Below are 2,380 nucleotides of genomic sequence, written 5' to 3'. Positions count from 1 at the left end.
CGCCATGCCGGTGGTGGCGCCGGCGCGGACAGCGCGGCCGTCGATCTGGAATTCCCTTGCGACGGCCTCGCCGAGCTGCTGTGCCAGCGCAAGACCCGCGTCCGGCTGCTTGCCGTCGATAATCAGGCCGAATTCGTCGCCAGACAGGCGCGCCACCACACCGCCACGGGCGGACTCCTGGAGCCGCTGGGCCACCTCGACCAGAAGCTTGTCGCCGAGCGCATGGCCGAAGACGTCGTTGACCTCCTTGAGGCCGTCGAGGTCGACACAGAGGACTGCGAACTCCTCGCCGGTGCCTTCGCAGGCTTCGATCATCTGGGTCAGGGCCTGAAGGAAGGCGGCGCGATTCGGCAAATCGGTGAGGCCGTCGTGATAGGCCATGTGCGCCATGCGCGACTCGGTCTGCCGGCGGTCGGTGACGTCCTCGTGGGTCTTGATCAGATATTGCGGCTCGCCGGCATCATTGAGCACGGTGGCGCGGCGGGTCAGGAACAGCCGCAGGCCGTCCTTGGTGGAGATCGGATGCTCCTCGGTGATCATCCCGCGTTTCTTGATCGCGGCCTCGTCGCGCGCGATGATCAGCTTGGCTTCCTTGGGATTGAAGATGTCGGACGCGGTCAGGCCCGTGGCCTCCTCGCGCCGGCGGTTGAGGATCGTCTCCGCGCTGCGATTGGCGAGCAGATAGCGGCCGTCCTTGACCTGCTCGACGATCAGCGCCACCGGGATGTTGTCGACCACCAGATCGAGGAACTTCTTGGCGCTCTCCAGCTCCTTCGACAGGGAGCGGCGGTCTGTGATGTCCTCGAACACGAGCATCAGGAATTCGGGCTTGTTGTTCTCGTTGCGGACCACGATCCGGATCGAGGCGACCATGCGCCGCTCGCCGCCACGATCGACCTCGAATTCATTGCGGAATTGGCCGTCGGGTGAGTTGAGCGCTGCCCGATCGGTCGTCTCGATGGTGGCCGCCGAGCCGGACGCGAACAACTCGCGCGCATTCTTGCCGACGACATAATCGCGCGAGAATCCCCAGAACCGCTCATAGGCGCTGTTGGCGAAGATGTAGCGGCCATCCTCGATGTTCTTCGCGGCCACGCAGGCCGGCACGTTGTCCAGCACCGTTTCCAGGAACTGCTTGGTCGAGGCGAGCTGTCGCGACAGCTTGCGCTGGTCGCTGACGTCCAGATGCGTCGCCACCGAGCCACCGTTCGGCAGCACGAAATATTTCACCAGGATGGCGCGGCCATCAGGCAGTTCGGTGATCAAACCGTTGGGGCTCGCCGCCTTCTCGTAGAACTCGCCGTCGGAGACGCCCCCCAGCACGCCGCGCTTGCGTCGCAGCTCGAGGAGCTCGTAGCCGTTCATGTCGGCCCAGAGATCCAACCGCGTCAGGCCGTAAAGCTCGAGATAGCGGTCGTTGCAGAAGATGATGCGCCGCTGCGCGTCCGTCATCACCACGCCCTGGTTGAGATTGTTCATGGCGGAGGAGACGAAGGCGTTGCGCCGCAGCTGCAAGCGCCTGGTCCGGCGCAGCGAGGAATGGATCCAAAGTACGATCGCGGCGAGGAACGCGCAGACGACGATGCCCGTGATCAGGCCTTCCCAGACCACGTTGGGATCCAGCTGGCCGAGATAGCTCGGCGCGGCAAAACTGTCCGACAGCGCAAAGGCGCGCGCGGGCGCAACCGTGCCGGCCAGGCACACAACGGCCTGCACAGCAATCGGAAGCGTGCTGCCCTCGTGCCAGTTCTTCTCAGCCATCAGCCACCCGCGATTTCAACGTCGGATTGTCTGGCTTCACGGGTTTGGATCGGGTAAACGCCTGTACGCGCAACAGAAAAATGTGACGTGAAAAACGGCAATTGCCCTGACATGATAAATTCTTCCTTAACGGAAAACGGCCCCGCACCATTAGTCCCAGGCCTGATGTCACCGGCGCTTCCAGCGGACATCCTGCACAGCCATGGATAGGGTCGATTGCGTCGTCATCGGAGCCGGCGTGGTCGGGCTCGCGGCGGCCCGAAAGCTCGCCCAGGCCGGGCGCGAGGTCATCGTGCTCGAGGAGGCCGAGGCGATCGGCACCATCACCTCCTCGCGCAACAGTGAGGTGATCCATGCCGGCATCTACTACCGCGCCGGGAGCTGGATGGCGCGCATGTGCGTCGACGGCAAGCACGCGCTCTACCACTACTGTGCCGAGCGCGGCATCCCGCACAGGAATTGCGGCAAGCTGATCGTCGCGACCACCCCGCAGGAGACCGAGAAGCTGCAATCGATCAAGGCGCATGCCGAGGCCAATGGCGTGCTCGACATGCAGCTGCTCACCGGCGAGGCGGCCCGCGCGCTCGAGCCCGCGCTCGCATGCGATGCCGCGCTGCTG

The 2,380-nt window shown here is 64.6% G+C and carries 2 protein-coding genes; one reads left to right on the top strand and one right to left on the bottom strand.

Going from position 1 to position 2,380, the window contains the following annotated elements; translation table 11 throughout:
• Positions 1–1,761, bottom strand: a 1,761-nt coding sequence (locus MOV74_RS36130; RefSeq protein WP_246932047.1) for a bifunctional diguanylate cyclase/phosphodiesterase, incomplete at its 3' end; no start/stop codon positions are given.
• Between the two features lie 202 nt (positions 1,762–1,963).
• On the opposite strand from MOV74_RS36130, the gene MOV74_RS36125 reads away from it, so the two are divergent.
• On the top strand, positions 1,964–2,380 hold a 417-nt coding region (locus MOV74_RS36125), incomplete at its 3' end, for an NAD(P)/FAD-dependent oxidoreductase (RefSeq protein ID WP_246932045.1).

The sequence above is a fragment of the Bradyrhizobium sp. SHOUNA76 genome (assembly GCF_023006445.1).
GTDB lineage: Bacteria > Pseudomonadota > Alphaproteobacteria > Rhizobiales > Xanthobacteraceae > Bradyrhizobium.
The sequence above is the reverse complement of the archived record's forward strand: the minus strand, read 5'-3'. Positions and strand labels throughout refer to the sequence as shown.